This is a genomic window from Marinobacter sp. (assembly GCF_033722195.1).
Taxonomy (GTDB): Bacteria; Pseudomonadota; Gammaproteobacteria; order Pseudomonadales; family Oleiphilaceae; genus Marinobacter.
Genome location: NZ_JAWVZL010000002.1, coordinates 24,244 through 39,841, shown reverse-complemented (window position 1 = coordinate 39,841; position 15,598 = coordinate 24,244). Strand labels below are relative to the sequence as shown.

The following is a 15,598-nucleotide window of genomic DNA, read 5'->3' as shown; positions in this document are numbered from 1 at the left end:
GCACAGAGGAGAGGGCATGAGTCGCATTGAGGGTGTGCTGCAGGCATTGAAGGAGCAGGGGCGCAAGGCGCTTATCCCGTACATTACCGCCGGCGATCCCGCGCCGGATCAGACTGTAGAACTGATGCACACGCTCGTCGACGCCGGCGCCGATATTATCGAGCTTGGGGTTCCCTTCTCCGATCCCATGGCGGACGGCCCGGTGATCCAGCTGGCCTGTGAACGGGCCCTGGTGCACGGCACCTCCCTGCGCCAGGTGCTTGGCATGGTGAAGACCTTTCGGGAAAGCGACAGCCGTACCCCGGTGGTGCTGATGGGATACCTCAACCCGATGGAGTGTATGGGCTACGAGGCCTTCGCCGATGCCGCCAAAGATGCCGGCGTGGACGGCGTACTGACCGTGGACCTGCCACCGGAAGAGGCCGACGAAGTTGCACCCCTGTTCACCGCCCGGGGCCTGGACGCCATCTTCCTGCTGTCGCCCACCACCACCGATGACCGGATCCGGTCAATCAGTGAGCACTCTTCCGGCTATGTGTACTATGTTTCCTTCAAGGGGATCACCGGAGCCCAGGGCATCAACGTGGAAGAAGTGGCCAGTCGGGTCGAGCATATCCACAAGCTGACGGCCCTGCCGGTGGCGGTGGGTTTCGGCATCCGCGACGCCAGCACCGCCGCCGCTGTGGGCAAGGTATCCGATGGTGTAATTGTTGGCAGTGTGCTGGTGGATACAATAGCCAACAATCAGACCGATTCCGGGCAGCTCAAGCGTGCCCTGACGGATCTGCTGCACCCGATGCGTGAGGCGCTGGACGGTCTGACCTCCTGATGGGGACCTCCAGCGGCCCGGAACAGCAAGCCTTCAAGGACAGGATGACACCATGAGCAACTGGCTGGACAAGATCATGCCGAGCAAAATCCGCTCGGAATCCAAGCAGCGTACCGGTGTGCCGGAGGGGCTCTGGAAAAAATGCCCCAAGTGCGGCGCGTTTCTCTACAAGCCCGAGCTGGACAAGAACCTGGATGTCTGTCCCAAGTGCCAGCATCACCTGCGGGTAACCGCCCGTCGCCGGCTTGATATCTTCCTCGATGCCGACGGCCGGGAAGAGATCGGTGCCGACCTGGAACCCTGGGACCGTCTCAAGTTCAAGGACACCAAGCGCTACAAGGACCGGTTGGTGGCAAACCAGAAGGCCACCGGTGAGAAGGATGCCCTCGTGGCCATGCGCGGCCGCACCCTGGGCGTCCCCCTGGTAGCCTGTGCCTTCGAGTTCAACTTCCTCGGCGGTTCCATGGGCCAGGTGGTGGGCGAAAAGTTCGTCCAGGCGGCCAATGTGGCCTTGGAGGAGCGTATCCCTTTGGTCTGTTTCTCCGCCAGTGGTGGTGCCCGCATGCAGGAAGCGATCCTGTCGCTGATGCAGATGGCCAAGACCGCCGCCGTCCTCGAGCGGCTCAAGCAGGAGGGTATACCCTATATTTCCGTGCTGACCGATCCGGTCTTTGGCGGCGTGTCCGCCAGTCTGGCCATGCTGGGGGATCTCAATATCGCCGAGCCCTATGCCCTGATCGGCTTTGCCGGCCCTCGGGTTATCGAGCAGACCGTACGTGAAAAGCTGCCGGAAGGCTTCCAGCGCAGTGAATTCCTGCTGGAGCACGGGGCAGTGGACATGATCCTGCATCGCCACAAGATGCGGGAGCGCATCGCTGCGCTGCTGGCCAAGTTCACCGGCATGGACAAGCCAGAGCAGGAGGCGCCGATCGAGTTCGAGGTCTCCGAGAAGCCGGAAAACGATGTCGCAGCCCAGTAAGTCCCGGGCGGCTCCGGCCCGGCCCGGAACCGCCGCTTCCCTCGAGCAGTGGCTGACCTACCTTGAAGCCCTGCACCCCTCTGAAATCGACCTGGGTCTTGACCGGGTCCTGCTGGTGTTACGTAAGCTCATGCCGGGCCGGCCTAGGGCCCGGATCATCACCGTGGCCGGAACCAACGGCAAGGGCAGTACCGTGGCCTGCCTGGAAGCCCTGCTGATGGCCTCCGGCCGGCGGGTAGGTGCCTACACCTCACCGCACCTGAGCCGCTACAACGAGCGTGTCCGCATCAATGGCCAGGAAGTGTCTGATCAGACCCTGGTGGAGGCCTTCGAGCATATAGAGGCTGCTCGCGGCAACACGTCACTGACCTATTTTGAGTTCGGTACGCTGGCGGCGTTTCTGGTGATGGCCGCTAAGGGCCTGGAAGACTGGGTCCTGGAAGTGGGGATGGGCGGTCGCCTCGATGCCGTCAATACCCTGGATCCGGACCTGGCCATCATCACGTCGGTGGACATAGACCATGTCGCCTGGCTGGGTGGCGACCGGGAGAGCATCGGCTTCGAGAAGGCGGGCATCCTGCGGCCCTCGGTGGCGGCTATATACGCCGATGAGGACCCGCCCCGGTCGGTGCTGCAACAGGCCCAGGCCCAGAATGTCCGACTCTGGCGCTTTGGAGAGGACTACCAGCTCCAGGACCAGGGCAGGGCAGTGGCCATCGCGGAGCTCCAGCGCGTGGTGCCGCTGCCGACCCTGCCGTTGCCGCTCACCAGCGTGGCAGCCGCGGTCCGTGGTGCGCTCTGGCTGGAACCGGCGCTGAGCGACGAGACCATCCATCGGGCCCTGGAGCGGGTCCGCGTGCCGGGTCGCTTCGAGCGTTTCGGCGACGCCCCTGCCATCTACCTGGATGTGGGACACAACCCCCACGCCGCCCGCTGGCTTGCCGGCAAGCTGACCAGCCTCAAGGAGCGCCGGGTGCATGGTGTCTATGGCTGCCTGGCGGACAAGGATGCCAGCGCGGTCATTCACGCCCTTACCGGCGTGGTGGACCACTGGTACCTGGCGGGTCTGGCGGTGCCCAGGGGGCTCACGGTGACCGAACTGGACCAGCGCCTGGCACCGGTGCTGCAATCCTGCCCTCCCAGTTGTCACAGCACCGTCACCGAAGCCCTGGAGGAGGCCCTGGCGCGGGCTGCCGAGGATGACCTGGTGGTGGTTTTCGGGTCCTTCTATACGGTGGCGGAAGCCCGTGAGTATCTGCTGGCATCGGACCGTTCTTAAATATCGGTCATGGTTCCCACGGGGTTTTGAGTTATGGTGTCGCCCCGGTTAGTATCCGGTTTGGCGCCGTCAACGCTTGCGCCACAAGACAGTCAGACGGGGGAGTGAAAAATACGTGGATGGACTCAAACAAAGGGTAATCGGAGCGCTGGTGCTGATTTCCCTGGCGGTTATCTTTGTGCCCATGTTGTTCGACGAGCCCCACACCGAGCGCTCATCCCGCATGATCGACATTCCCGAGGAGCCGCCTTTCCCGGAGGTCCAGGCACCCCCCAAGGTCGATGCCGAGGCACCCAGCTATCGTCTTGAGGAGCCCTCGGCGCCGGCTTCCGAACCCACGGCCAGCCCCGACCGGGCACAGCCCGCGCCGGAACAGCTCGCCGGTGAAGCCGAACCCGCGGCGCCGGAGTCTGAACCACAGCCTCAGGCCCAGTCTCAGACCCAGACCCCGGCCCAAACTCAAACTCAAACTCAAACCCAGGCCTCTCAGGAGCCTGCCGCGCCTGCTGCCGAGCCCGCGCCCGAAACCGAGGAGTTCAGCCGCTCCCTGGAGGGCGCCTGGGTCGTGCAGCTGGGCAGCTTCGGCAATGCCGACAACGCCCGCAGGCTGCGGGACAAGGTGCGCGAGAAGGGTTACGACTCCCACCTGCAGCGGGTAGAGCAGGGCGGCACCACCTTCACCCGGGTCTTTGTGGGCCCCTATGTGGACAAGGCAGCGGCGGAGAAAGCCAAGCGTGAACTGGACGCGGGCTTTGGTCTCAACGGCCTGGTGACCGCCGGCGAATAACCTTGCCCTGCTTCGGTTTTTGCGGTTTGGTGCGGTGGAGATTCCTGATAGAATTCGCGCTTCATTTTGGTGGCCGGGTTGCACATGAACGCGTTGATCTGGATTGATTGGGTCATCATCGCATTGATCGCCGTTTCGACGCTGATCAGCCTCAAGCGCGGGTTCGTCAAGGAAGCCCTGTCGCTGGTGTCCTGGGTCGGCGCCTTCATCATCGCCCGCACCTTTCACCCCCAGATGCAGTCGCTGCTGGAGACTACTGTGGAAACTCCCATGGTTCGTCTGGTTGCGGCTTTTGCTATTCTGTTTTTCGGAACGCTGATCATCGGGGCCATCATCAACAACATGATCGGCCACCTGGTCCGGGCAACCGGACTGACCGCCACCGACCGGGTACTCGGTATGGGGTTCGGGCTCCTGCGGGGGCTGGTGGTGGTGATTGTGGCCATCGCTTTTACCCGCTATACCCCCCTGTCGGAGGATACCTGGTGGCGAACCTCCATCATGATTGACCGCCTTGCGGTGGTGGAGGACTGGTCCAGACGTACGCTTGGTGATGAGTTTGGCCGCTACCTGGGGCCGGCTGCCGAGACCAACGGGACCGAACTCGCGGTGCCCGAGGCTGTCACCCGTTAATTTCCTGTTCTAATGCTTTGGAGAAGTCAGCACACATGTGTGGAATAGCCGGAATTGTCAGTACCACCAACGTAAACCAGACGTTGTATGACGCCCTGACCGTCCTGCAGCACCGTGGCCAGGATGCGGCGGGTATCGTGACATTCCAGGACGACCGGTTCTTTCTCCGCAAGGACAACGGGCTGGTACGGGACGTATTCCGCACTCGTCACATGCGCAGGCTGGTGGGCAACGTCGGTATCGGCCATGTCCGCTATCCCACCGCCGGCAGCTCCAGCTCCGCCGAGGCCCAGCCGTTCTACGTCAACAGCCCCTACGGCATCACCCTGGCCCACAACGGCAACCTGACCAACGCCGATGAACTCAGCCGTGACCTGTTCCGCACCGACCTGCGCCACATCAACACCAATTCCGATTCCGAGGTGCTGCTGAACGTCTTCGCCCACGAACTCCAGAAGCTGGGCAAGCTCGACCCCACCAAGGAAGAGATCTTTTCCGCGGTCAGTGCTGTCCACGAGCGCTGCCGTGGTGCCTATGCCGTCATTGCCATGATCACCGGCTACGGCATTGTCGGCTTCCGTGACCCCAACGGCATCCGCCCGGCCTGTTACGGTGTGCGGGAGACCTCGGAGGGCAAGGAATACATGATTGCCTCCGAGAGCGTGGCACTGAGCGCCGCAGGTTTTACCCTGGTGCGAGACATCGAGCCGGGCGAGGCGGTTTACATCGAAACCGACGGCACTCTGTATACCCGCCAGTGCGCCAGGGAACACCGCCTGATTCCGTGTATTTTCGAGCACGTGTATTTCGCCCGGCCGGACTCCATCATAGACAAGGTGTCGGTCTACAAGGCCCGGCTGCGGATGGGTGAGACCCTGGCGGACAAGGTCCTGCGGGAGAATCCGGATCACGACATCGATGTGGTGATGCCCATTCCGGATACCAGCCGCACCTCCGCCATGCAGATGGCCCATCGCCTGGGTGTGAAGTTCCGCGAGGGATTCATCAAGAACCGGTACATCGGTCGCACCTTCATCATGCCGGGCCAGAAGCTGCGCAAGAAATCCGTGCGCCAGAAGCTGAACCCCATCGACCTGGAGTTCAAGGGCAAGAACGTGATGCTGGTGGACGATTCCATCGTTCGCGGCACCACCTGCAAGGAAATCGTACAGATGGCCCGGGACGCCGGCGCCCGCAAGGTGTATTTCGCCTCGGCCGCGCCGCCGGTGCGCTACCCGAATGTCTATGGCATCGACATGCCGGCGGCCAGCGAACTGATCGCCCATGGCCGCAGCATCGAGGAAATCCGTGAACTCATCGGCGCCGACTGGCTGCTGTACCAGGATCTGGAAGACCTGATCGCCTGCGTCAACGACGTCAATCCGGAGATCGAGCGCTGGGAGTGCTCGGTGTTCGATGGCGACTATGTCACCGGGGACATCGACCAGGCCTACCTGGAGCGTCTGGAGCAGCAGCGTAGCGATGAAAGCCAGGCTCGCGCTAACATCGGTGATTCCGACAACGGCATCATTGATCTGTACAACGACGAAGACTGAGGCGAAGCGGTATGACCCTGCGACGTGAAGAACATGTGTCCATCCCCGAGTCGGACCTTGAGGGCGTCTCCGTGGACACACTGGCTGTCCGAGCAGGGCAGATACGTACCGAGCAGCTGGAGCACGGCGACGCCATTTTCCCCACCTCCAGCTTTGTCTATGGCAGCGCCGCCCAGGCGGCGGCCCGGTTCGGCGGTGACGAGCCCGGCAACATCTACTCCCGCTTCACCAACCCCACGGTGCAGGCCTTCGAGCGCCGGATTGCGGCCATGGAGGGCGGTGAACGGGCGGTCGCTACGGCTTCCGGCATGGCGGCCATCCTGGCCACCTGCATGGCGCTGCTGAAGGCCGGTGACCACGTGGTCTGCTCCCGGGGCGTATTCGGCACCACCAATGTGCTGTTCCAGAAATACCTGGCCAAGTTCGGCCTGGAGACCACCTTTGTCAGTCTCACCGACATGGCCGAGTGGCAGAGCGCCATGCGCCCGGAAACCCGACTGCTGTTCATCGAGACGCCGTCCAACCCGCTGTGTGAGGTGGCGGACATGTCGGCCCTGGCGGATCTGGCCCACTCAAACGATGCCCTGTTCGTGGTGGACAACTGTTTCTGCACACCGGTACTTCAGCGCCCCTTCGAATTCGGTGCCGATATCGTTATCCACTCCGCCACCAAGTACCTGGATGGCCAGGGCCGCTGCCTCGGCGGCGTGGTGGTGGGCTCCGACAAGCCGATGGAGGAGGTCTACGGCTTCCTGCGGTCAGCGGGCCCGAGCCTGAGTCCGTTCAATGCCTGGGTCTTTCTCAAGGGCCTGGAAACCTTACCAATCCGTATGCGCGCCCACTGCGAGAATGCGCTAGAGTTGGCCCGGTGGCTGGTACAGCAGGCCGGGGTGACCAGGGTCTTCTACGCCGGCCTGGGGGACCATCCCCAGCATGCCCTGGCGGCTCGCCAGCAGAGTGGATTCGGTGGCGTGCTGTCGTTTACCGTGGCCGGTGGCAAAGACGCCGCCTGGGCGTTCATTGATGCCACCCGCATGATTTCCATCACCGCCAACCTCGGGGATGTCAAAACCACCATCACCCATCCCGGCAGCACCACCCATGGCCGGCTGTCACCGGAGGACAAGCAGCGGGCAGGCATCACCGACGACCTGATCCGGATATCGGTGGGCATCGAGTCGCTGGACGATCTGAAGACGGATCTCAAGCGTGGCCTGGCGGCTCTGCCCGGCTGAGTTCGGGTCCCAGGCGTGGCAGCAAACAGTAACGGAACAGTCTGAGCATCCATGGCCGAGTCCAAGAAAGCGGTTTCCACACCGGAAATGACTGAAAAGCAGGAGCGTTTCCGCCGCCTGATGGCGGAGGGCGCTCGTGAGGGCGCGATTATTGCCCTGATCGCCCTGGCTATCTATCTCACCATGGCGCTCGTGACCTTCAGCCCCGCCGATCCGGGCTGGGCCAGCATCGGCCACGAAACCCACGTGAGCAACTACGCCGGTCGCACCGGAGCCTGGATCGCCAGCCTGTTGCGGGACTTCTTCGGGCACGTGGCCTATCTGTTCCCGGTCATGGTGGCGGCTTACGCCGTGATGCTGATCCGGTTGCGGCATCAGCCCCTGGACCTGCACTGGCCCCTGTTCATGGTGCGCTTCTGCGGCTTCCTGCTGATCCTGCTGTCCGCCACCAGCCTGCTGTCGCTGTACTCGGTGTTCGGCCTCGAGGCCACCTCCGGCGGCGTCCTGGGGCTGGCGGTGTCGGACGCCATGGTGCGCTTCTTCAATCTTCCGGCCACCACGCTGCTGCTGGTGGCCATCTTCCTGTTCGCCCTGACCGTTACCCTCGGGTTGTCCTGGTTGCGGCTGATGGACCGGGTCGGCGCACTGACCCTGCGCTTTGGCAACGCCCTGCGGGATCTCTTCCAGGGCAATGACAAGATCGATGAGGGCGAGAGCGCGGGCAGGGCGGCCGGCAAACGCAAGGAGGCCGAATCCCCCGCAAAAGCCGCGTCGGCCGAGCCGCCCATTGTCAACGACCGGGCCAGCGATGACGAACCCCACCGGCCCTGGTGGAAGCGCCTGCTGGGCCTGGGTCGCAAGGGCACGGGTGTGGACGCCGCGCCGCGGCGTGAGCCCGGTCTGGATGGCCTGCTGGGCCAGCTAAGTGATCCCGCCCGGCTGGAGAGTTTCTCGTCCCGGGAAACCGCCGGCGAGGACCCGGTGGAGTCCATGACCGCGGACGACTCCCCGACACGGCCGGTCGCCGAGCGAAGCGGTCCGCGCACGACGCCCGCAACCGTCGCCAAGGCCCTGAAGATTTCCCCGTTCAAGCGCGAAGAGCCGAACAAGCCCAAGGGCGAGAAGCAGCCGTCCCTGTTCGACGACGTGGAAAGCCCGATACCGCCAATCTCGCTGCTTGACCCGCCGGACCAGCGCAACAAGGACAAGGGCTACTCCGAGGAATCCCTGGAGCACATGTCCCGCCTGCTGGAAGAGAAGCTGGCGGATTTCGGGGTGTCGGTGGAAGTAGTGGAGGTCAATCCGGGACCGGTGATTACCCGTTTCGAGATCAAGCCGGCGCCGGGGGTGAAGGTCAGTCGCATCTCCAATCTGGCCAAGGACCTGGCCCGGTCCCTGGCGGTGCTCAGCGTGCGGGTGGTGGAAGTCATCCCGGGCAAGTCGGTGGTGGGGATCGAGATTCCCAATGAAGAGCGGGAAATGGTGCGCCTGAGTGAGGTTCTTGGTTCCAAGGTATTCACCGAGTCGTCATCGGCCCTGACCATGGCCCTGGGCAACGACATCGGCGGCAACCCGATGGTGGCCAACCTGGCCAAGATGCCCCACCTGCTGGTGGCCGGTACCACCGGCTCGGGTAAGTCGGTGGGCGTCAACGCCATGCTGCTGAGCATGCTGCTCAAGTCCACCCCCGAGGAAGTGCGGTTCATCATGGTGGATCCGAAGATGCTGGAACTGAGCATCTACGACGGCATTCCCCACCTGCTGGCGCCGGTGGTCACCGACATGAAGGAGGCCGCCAACGCCCTGCGCTGGTGTGTCGCCGAGATGGAGCGCCGTTACCGTTTGATGGCCAACCTGGGCGTGCGCAACATCGCCGGCTACAACCGCAAGGTCAAGGATGCCGCCGAGGCGGGCGAGCCTTTGCTGGACCCGTTCTGGAAACCGGACGAATATCTGGACAACGACGAGCAGTTCCGCCCGGAGCTGGATACCCTGCCGTTCATCGTGGTGGTCATCGACGAGTTTGCCGACATGATGATGATCGTCGGCAAGAAGGTGGAGGAGCTGATCGCCCGGATCGCCCAGAAGGCCCGGGCCGCCGGTATCCACCTGATCCTGGCCACCCAGCGGCCGTCAGTGGACGTGATTACCGGTCTGATCAAGGCCAACATCCCCACCCGGATGTCCTTCCAGGTGTCCTCGAAGATCGATTCCCGCACCGTCCTGGACCAGGGCGGCGCCGAACAGCTGCTGGGCCACGGTGACATGCTCTACCTGCCGCCGGGCTCCGGCCTGCCGGTCCGGGTGCATGGTGCCTTTGTGGACGACGACGAGGTCCACCGTGTGGTCAGTGCCTGGAAGGAGCGCGGCGAGCCGGTGTACGTGGACGACGTTCTAAACGGCGCCGAGGGTGAGAACCTGCCGGGCGTGCCCACCCTGTCGGAGGGCGGGAGCGGCGATGAAACCGACTCCCTGTTCGACGAGGCGGTGGCGTTCGTCACCGAAGGCCGCCGGGTGTCGATATCCTCGGTGCAGCGAAAATTCAAGATTGGCTATAACCGTGCCGCCAACCTGGTGGAGGCCATGGAGGCCTCCGGGGTGGTGAGTCCGGCCGGCCACAACGGAGCCCGGGAAGTGCTGGCACCGCCACCCCCCCGGGACTAGTGTCCCGCCCGGACGCAAACAATCAGGAGACATTGGATGGGTTTCATGCGAATCATGCAAAACGGAGTCTTGGCACTGGCCCTGATGCTGATGGCCGGCCTGGCCGTCGCCCAGGACGATTCGGCGGCCGCCCGACTGGCGGACGAGCTCAGCAGCTACCGTACCTTCCAGGCCGACTTCGTGCAGACCGTCATGGACGCCCAGGGCGACAAGCTGCAGGAAAGCCGGGGCAGCCTGAAGGCCAAGCGCCCCGGGCTGTTCTACTGGCACAGCGAGCAGCCCATGGCCCAGTACATCGTCGCCGATGGCGAGGTGGTCAAGGTCTACGACCCGGACCTCGAGCAGGTGACCATCCAGGCCATGGACCAGAAGGTGTCCAGTACCCCGGCCCTACTGCTGAGCGGGCAGGTGGACAACCTGGCCCAGACCTACGAGGTCAGCTACCGCACCTTTGGTGACAAGACCGTGGAATACACCCTGGTTCCGCGGGACCCCGACTCCCTGTTCACGTCGCTGACCCTGACCTTCTACCAGGGCGAGCTGCAGGAAATGCGATTGTCGGACTCGCTGGAGCAGCGCAGTCTGCTGAGCTTTGATGACGTGGTGATCAACGCCGAGATTCCGGATAGCGCTTTTGAGCTGGATTACCCGGACAACGTGGACGTGATCCAGGGCAACGGCTGATGCAGGGGGGCCTGTTCAGCGATCAGCCGGGCTTTGCACCGCTGGCTGCCCGCATGCGACCCCGGAACCTGGATGAGTACGTCGGCCAGGCCCACCGGGTGGGGCCTGGCAAACCTCTGCGCCGCGCCGTGGAGCAGGGCCAGCTCCACTCCATGATCCTGTGGGGGCCGCCGGGCGTGGGTAAGACCACCTTCGCCCGGCTGCTGGCCAACCTCAGTGAGCTCAGCTTCGAGACACTGTCCGCGGTCATGAGCGGAGTCAAGGACATCCGCGAGGTGGTGGAGCGGGCCAGGTTGCGCAAACAGGGTGAGGGCCGCGGCACCCTGCTGTTTGTGGATGAGGTTCATCGCTTCAATAAAAGCCAGCAGGACGCTTTCCTCCCGCATATCGAAGAAGGCACCTTCATTTTTGTCGGCGCCACCACCGAAAATCCCTCCTTTGAACTCAACAGCGCCCTGCTGTCCCGGACCCGGGTCTATGTGCTGAAGAACCTGGAGGATGACGACCTGAGGGTGCTGCTGCGCCGGGCACTGACGCAGCCCGAAGGCCTGGCGGGGGAAGTGGCGGTGGATGACGAGGTGCTGGCCACCATGGCCCGCGCCGCCGGGGGTGACGCCCGCCGCGCCCTCAATATACTGGAAGTCGGGGCCGACCTGGCGGAGCCCGACGACCAGGGCCGGCCCCGGATCAGCCCGCAGCAACTGGAGCAGGTGCTGCAGACCAGCCTGCGCCGCTTCGACAAGAGCGGTGATGTCTTCTACGACCAGATCTCGGCGCTGCACAAATCGGTGCGGGGTTCCGACGCCGACGCCTCGCTGTACTGGATGTGCCGGATGCTGGATGGCGGCTGCGACCCGCTCTACGTGGCCCGCCGTCTGGTGCGGATCGCCAGCGAGGACATCGGCAATGCCGACCCCCGGGCACTGCGGCTGTGCCTGGATGCCTGGGAGACCCAGGAGCGGCTGGGGTCGCCGGAAGGGGAGCTGGCCCTGGCCCAGGCCGTCACCTACCTGGCGCTGGCGCCGAAGAGCAACGCCGTCTACAAGGCCTACAACGAGTGTGTTGCCAGTATAGCCCGTGAGCCCAGTTACGAAGTCCCGGTGCACCTGCGCAATGCCCCTACCAAGCTGCTCAAGAGCCTCGGCCATGGCGACGAGTACCGCTACGCCCACGATGAGCCCGACGCCTTTGCCGCCGGCGAGGCCTACCTGCCGGAAGCCATCCAGGGCCGGCGTTACTACCGGCCCGCGCCCCGGGGTCTGGAGATCAAGCTGGCGGAGAAGCGTGACCGCCTTGATGCCCTCAACCGGGCCAGCGAGCGCCAGCGCTACCCCTCCGGCGACACCGACTAGCGCCGCCCCGGGCCAATGGTGGCCTGGAGGAACTCGACAGGTATAATGCGGGAATTGCCACGACGCCTGTCGAATCACTCACTCATGCCACAGGACAACCATGCTCGACCCAAAACGTGTTCGCAATCAGACGGAAGAGATCGCACGCCGCTTGGCGGTCAAACACTACCGCTTTGATCAGACCGCCTTCGAGGCGCTGGAGGAGCGTCGCCGCTCACTCCAGGTCCGCACCGAGACTCTCCAGAGTGAGCAGAACAAGCGTTCCAAGTCGATTGGCAAGGCCAAGGCAGCCGGCGAGGACATCCAGCCGCTGCTGGACGAGGTGGAGCAGCTCAAGTCCGAGCGCTCACGGGCCGAGGAGGAGCTGCGGGAGCTGCAGCAGGAACTGAGCGATTTCCTGGCCGGCCTGCCCAACCTGCCGGATGAAACCGTGCCCGAGGGTGAGAGCGAGGACGACAACGTCGAGGTGCGCCAGTGGGGCACGCCGCCGTCCTTCGACTTCGAGCCCCTGGATCACGTTGCGCTGGGTGAGCGCATCGGTGGCCTGGATTTCGAGACCGCCGGCCGTCTGGCCCGGGCCCGTTTTGCGGTGATGCAGGGACCCATTGCCCGCCTGCACCGGGCCCTGGCCCAGTTCATGCTGAACCTGCACACCGGCGAGCACGGCTACACCGAGACCTACCTGCCGTACCTGGTGAACGCCGAGACCCTGTTCGGGACCGGCCAGCTGCCCAAGTTCGAGGAAGACCTATTCAAGGTGGAAGGGGACAACCCGCTGTACCTGATTCCCACCGCCGAGGTGCCCGCCACCAACCTGGTGAGCGATACCATCGTGGAGGCCGACCAGCTGCCCATGAAGCTGGTGTGCCACACCCCCTGTTTCCGCAGTGAGGCCGGCTCCTACGGCCGGGATACCCGCGGCATGATCCGGCAGCACCAGTTCGACAAGGTGGAGCTGATCCACATCGTCCGCCCGGACGCCTCCGAGGCCGCCCTGGCGGAACTCACCGGCCACGCCGAAAAGGTGCTCCAGCTGTTGGAGCTGCCCTACCGGGTAGTGGAGCTGTGTGGTGGGGATATCGGTTTTGCTGCCGCCCGCACTTTCGACCTGGAGGTCTGGCTGCCGGGGCAGGGCAAGTACCGTGAAATCTCTTCATGCAGCAACACCCGTGACTTCCAGGCCCGCCGCATGCATGCCCGCTGGCGCAATCCGGAAACCGGCAAGCCGGAGCCCCTCCACACCCTGAACGGCTCCGGTCTGGCGGTGGGGCGTGCGCTGGTGGCGGTACTGGAGAACTATCAGCAGGCCGACGGCAGCGTGCGTGTGCCCGAGGTTCTCAAGCCCTACATGGGAGGTCTGGATACCTTGCGATGAGTACCGGCAGGCAGGATGCAAACCAGGAGGGTCAGCGCCGGCGTCCGGCGCTGCCAACCCGTTATCGCAGCAATACCATCACCGACAACCCCAACAGCTCCGAAGGCGAGGTGTTCCTGGTGGGGGCCGGCCCCGGTGACCCGGAGCTCCTGACCCTCAAGGCCTACCGGATCATCACCAGCGCCGACGTGGTGCTGTTCGACCGGCTGGTGTCGCCGGAAATCCTGGCCCTGATTCCCGAGTCCGCCGAGCGCATTCATGTGGGCAAGCGCCGCTCCGACCACACCCTGCCACAGGACCAGATCAACCAGCGCCTGGTGGAGCTGGCCCGTGCCGGGCACCGGGTGTTGCGGCTGAAGGGCGGCGACCCGTTCATTTTCGGCCGCGGTGGCGAGGAGATTGAAACCCTGGCCGAGGCCGGTGTGCGCTTTCAGGTGGTGCCCGGTATTACCGCGGCTTCAGGCTGCGCCGCCTACGCCGGTATCCCGCTGACCCATCGCGATCACGCCCAGTCGGTACGCTTTGTCACCGGCCACCTGAAGAACGACACCTGTGACCTGCCGTGGAACGATTTTGTCCAGAACAACCAGACCCTGGTGTTCTACATGGGCCTGGTGGGCCTGCCCATTATCAGTCGCGAGCTGATCAGCCATGGTATGGACCCGGCCATGCCGGTGGCGCTGGTCTCAAAAGGCACCACGCCGGAGCAGCGGGTGGTGGTGGGCACCCTGGACACCATCGTGGAGAAGGTTCGTGAGAGCCAGGTACCGGCGCCAACCCTGATCATCATCGGCCATGTGGTGACGTTGCGCTCCCGGCTGGACTGGCTGGGCTCGGATTTCGCCGCGCCCACGGCCGGTTAGCTCTTCGGCCCATAAAAAAACGCCCCGGTCATCGGGGCGTTTTGCATTTCAGGCCGGCGCGTTTACTGCACGCGCTTGGGCAGCACGTCCTTGAGTTTGTCCCGCAGTTCCCGCAGGGCTTTCTCGGTGGTGGGCCAGTCAATGCAGGCGTCGGTGATGGACACGCCGTACTTCAGGTCGTCCAGGTTTTCGGTCAGTGGCTGGTTGCCCCAGTTCAGGTGGCTTTCCACCATCAGGCCCTGGATCGAACGATTACCCTCGAGGATCTGATGGGCAATGTCCTGGATCACCAGCGGCTGGATGCCCGGGTCCTTGCTGGAATTGGCGTGGCTGCAGTCCACCATGATGCAGGGCCGCAACTTGGCCTTGGTCAGTGCCTGCTCGCACAGGGCCACGTTGACGGAGTCGTAGTTGGGCTTGCCGCCGCCCCCGCGCAGCACCACATGGCCATAGGCGTTGCCCTTGGTGCGCACGATGGACACTTGGCCCTTCTGGTCGATACCCAGGAAGCTGTGGGGATGGGAGACGGATTTCATGGCGTTGATGGCCACATCCAGACTGCCGTCGGTGCCGTTCTTGAAACCGATGGCCATGGACAGGCCGCTGCTCATTTCCCGGTGAGTCTGGGACTCGGTGGTACGGGCGCCGATGGCGGACCAGGAAATGGTGTCTTGCAGATACTGGGGGGAGATGGGGTCCAGCGCCTCGGTGGCGGTGGGCAGCCCCAGTTCAGCGATATCCAGCAACAGCCGGCGGCCAATGTGCAGTCCCTGTTCGATGTCGAAGGAGTCGTTCAGGTGAGGGTCATTGATCAGGCCTTTCCAGCCGATGGTGGTCCGGGGCTTCTCGAAATACACCCGCATCACGATACACAGGGTGTCGCTGAGCTCGTCCGCCAGGGCCTTGAGCTTGCCCGCGTATTCGTGGGCCGCCTTGACGTCGTGAATGGAGCAGGGGCCCACCACCACGAACAGGCGGTGGTCCTTGCCGTCCATGATGTCGTAGATTTCCTGGCGGCCACGGCTGACCGTCTGGGCGGCCTTGTCGGACAGCGGCATTTCGCCCTTGAGCGCTTCCGGTGTGATGAGCGGCTCCTGGCTGGCCACATTGATGTTCTCGAGTTTGGTGCCGGACATGTTCTTGTGATCCTCGACTCTTGGCTCCCGGGGCTGCGAGGCAGGTGCCAGGCGGGCCCGACGGGCTAAGGAATGCGGGTTGCAGAGGCCGTTATACTGCGTCATTTACTGAGCCTTTGCAACGAAACCACAAACTGATACGTAGCCAGTGTGGACGCGGCTTACAGGGCATGCTGCAATGCCCGAAGCGGTGACTTCGCTGCCCCGGATCCACCGTCACAACCAA

General features: G+C 64.0%; 12 protein-coding genes and 2 pseudogenes. 13 read left to right on the top strand and 1 reads right to left on the bottom strand.

The features are described from left to right. Positions 1-16: 16 nt before the first annotated feature. From trpA to cobA, 13 genes and pseudogenes are all read left to right on the top strand, one after another. A complete protein-coding gene (trpA, locus tag R3280_RS00685; protein WP_318996644.1) occupies positions 17-829 on the top strand; it encodes a tryptophan synthase subunit alpha in 813 nt (270 codons plus the stop codon). A gap of 52 nt (positions 830-881) precedes the next feature. Beyond that, positions 882-1,808 carry an acetyl-CoA carboxylase, carboxyltransferase subunit beta gene (gene accD, locus R3280_RS00680; protein ID WP_318996643.1) on the top strand — a complete coding sequence of 309 codons (927 nt, stop codon included), beginning with the start codon at positions 882-884 and terminating at the stop codon, positions 1,806-1,808. Then, a complete protein-coding gene (gene folC / locus R3280_RS00675) occupies positions 1,792-3,087 on the top strand; it encodes a bifunctional tetrahydrofolate synthase/dihydrofolate synthase (RefSeq protein ID WP_318996642.1) in 1,296 nt (431 codons plus the stop codon). The genes accD and folC overlap by 17 nt, the downstream gene beginning before the upstream one ends. Before the next feature lie 115 nt (positions 3,088-3,202). Next, positions 3,203-3,874, top strand: a complete 672-nt coding sequence (locus R3280_RS00670) for an SPOR domain-containing protein (RefSeq protein ID WP_318996641.1) — start codon at positions 3,203-3,205, stop codon at positions 3,872-3,874. 84 nt (positions 3,875-3,958) lie between these two features. Further along, positions 3,959-4,507: a CvpA family protein gene (locus R3280_RS00665; RefSeq protein ID WP_318996640.1), complete on the top strand. Its 549-nt coding sequence runs from the start codon at positions 3,959-3,961 to the stop codon at positions 4,505-4,507. A gap of 35 nt (positions 4,508-4,542) precedes the next feature. Next, positions 4,543-6,063, top strand: coding sequence for an amidophosphoribosyltransferase (purF, locus tag R3280_RS00660; RefSeq protein WP_318996639.1), 1,521 nt, complete (start codon positions 4,543-4,545; stop codon positions 6,061-6,063). A gap of 11 nt (positions 6,064-6,074) precedes the next feature. After that, the gene (locus tag R3280_RS00655) at positions 6,075-7,298 is read left to right on the top strand and encodes an O-succinylhomoserine sulfhydrylase (protein WP_318996638.1); all 1,224 of its coding nucleotides are present in this window, start codon (positions 6,075-6,077) and stop codon (positions 7,296-7,298) included. Positions 7,299-7,349: 51 nt separating this feature from the next. Next, positions 7,350-7,992, top strand: a pseudogene (locus tag R3280_RS16890) (DNA translocase FtsK 4TM domain-containing protein); the annotation flags it as partial. A 425-nt stretch (positions 7,993-8,417) separates the two neighbouring features. Beyond that, a pseudogene (locus R3280_RS16885) lies at positions 8,418-9,962 on the top strand (DNA translocase FtsK); the annotation flags it as partial. A 45-nt stretch (positions 9,963-10,007) separates the two neighbouring features. Further along, positions 10,008-10,646, top strand: a complete 639-nt coding sequence (lolA, locus tag R3280_RS00645; RefSeq protein ID WP_318996636.1) for an outer membrane lipoprotein chaperone LolA — start codon at positions 10,008-10,010, stop codon at positions 10,644-10,646. Then, positions 10,646-11,998 (top strand): replication-associated recombination protein A, encoded by a 1,353-nt coding sequence (locus R3280_RS00640; RefSeq protein ID WP_318996635.1) that lies wholly within the window; start codon positions 10,646-10,648, stop codon positions 11,996-11,998. The genes lolA and R3280_RS00640 overlap by 1 nt, the downstream gene beginning before the upstream one ends. 100 nt (positions 11,999-12,098) lie before the next feature. After that, a complete protein-coding gene (gene serS, locus R3280_RS00635; protein WP_318996634.1) occupies positions 12,099-13,373 on the top strand; it encodes a serine--tRNA ligase in 1,275 nt (424 codons plus the stop codon). Then, a complete protein-coding gene (gene cobA, locus R3280_RS00630; RefSeq protein WP_318996633.1) occupies positions 13,370-14,236 on the top strand; it encodes a uroporphyrinogen-III C-methyltransferase in 867 nt (288 codons plus the stop codon). Before serS ends, cobA begins: the two co-directional genes overlap by 4 nt. A 62-nt stretch (positions 14,237-14,298) precedes the next feature. Here cobA and R3280_RS00625 read toward each other — a convergent pair whose 3' ends face one another. Further along, positions 14,299-15,372, bottom strand: a complete 1,074-nt coding sequence (locus tag R3280_RS00625; protein WP_318996632.1) for a 3-deoxy-7-phosphoheptulonate synthase — start codon at positions 15,370-15,372, stop codon at positions 14,299-14,301. Positions 15,373-15,598 lie beyond the last annotated feature (226 nt).